This window comes from Polaromonas sp. P1_G4 (assembly GCF_056405475.1).
This window is the reverse complement of sequence record NZ_JBFUCA010000870.1, coordinates 1-1,127: the sequence shown is the minus strand read 5'-3', so window position 1 is coordinate 1,127 and position 1,127 is coordinate 1. Positions and strand designations below refer to the sequence as shown.

2 protein-coding genes are annotated in these 1,127 nt (G+C 63.4%); both read right to left on the bottom strand.

What is annotated here, in order from left to right:
- Positions 1-87: 87 nt before the first annotated feature.
- The gene (locus AC1D1X_RS24050; RefSeq protein WP_477671244.1) at positions 88-921 is read right to left on the bottom strand and encodes a 2OG-Fe(II) oxygenase; all 834 of its coding nucleotides are present in this window, start codon (positions 919-921) and stop codon (positions 88-90) included.
- A gap of 15 nt (positions 922-936) precedes the next feature.
- On the bottom strand, positions 937-1,127 hold a 191-nt coding region (gene yaaA / locus AC1D1X_RS24045; protein WP_477699448.1), incomplete at its 5' end, for a peroxide stress protein YaaA.

The following is a 1,127-nucleotide window of genomic DNA, read 5'->3' as shown; positions in this document are numbered from 1 at the left end:
GGGGCCGCGGAACGGGCTTTGCCCGGCCGCAGGCGCCGTCCCCTGCAAGGGGGAAGGCGCTACACGCAGTGAGCGTCCGACAGGGGTTTACGTGAACTCCCGCTGGCGAAGCCATTTGGTGGCAATCCATTTCTCGCCAGTGGTAACCGGCTCGCCGCCATGCAGCGTGAGGCTGGAAGGCAGCGCCAGTGGATAACTGAAAAACACCGCATTGCCGCGCCGCGGCGCCACCCGCACTTCGATGTCGGGGAACACCGTGGCGCCGCCTTCCTCGGGCTCATGCAGGTACATGATGAGCGTCGCCACGCGCTGGCCGCCACGCTGCAGTATGGCGGGCGTGCCGGGCTCGGTCGGATCAAAGTAGTCATAGTGCGGCTTGTATTCGGTGCCGGGCCCATAGTGAAGTACCTGCAGCCCTTCGCCGTTTTCCTGCGGCCAGCCGAAGATTCTGGCAATACGTGCCTCCACCTGGCGCACCACGGCGTTTTCAGCGCGCCTGAAAAACATGCCCTCGCTGGTACGGTCAGGGTTGAGTTCCTCTCCGCCGGTCTTGGTGTCTACCGTCAGCGAACGCACCAGACGCGGCCGGGCGGCCTCCATCAGCGCCTCGCATTCACTCGGGCCCAGCAGGTTGCCCAGCACGATGACATTGGGTATCTGGGCGAAAAAAAGTATTTCTACCCACTTGTCGCCGGCATCGACCATGTTGTTGGTGACCGGCAAAGCCAGCGCAGGCACAACCACTGCGGCGAGATCTTCGGGCGTCAGCCGCACCGCCCGCGTGGCGGCGTCGCGGTTCCAGCCGGCTGCCAGCATGGCGTTAAAAATCTCGTCCCTGGAGTGGCCGAGGTTTGCCTGCGCCGTCATCCACGCCAGCACTTCCGGCGTGAGCTGCTGGTCGGTCCGGGCGGGCGTGCTCATGCGGGGATGGGCTGCTCAGGCGGCCTGTTTGCGGCGGAACACCAGCCGGTCGGGTTCGGACACTTTGGGATCAAATCGGTAGCCTTCGGCGTCAAAGCTCTCAAGCTTCTTGACGGTAGACAGCTTCTTTTCAATCGCATGGCGCACCATGAGCCCACGGGCGCGCTTGGCAAAAAAACTGATGACCTTGTACGATGACCTTGTAC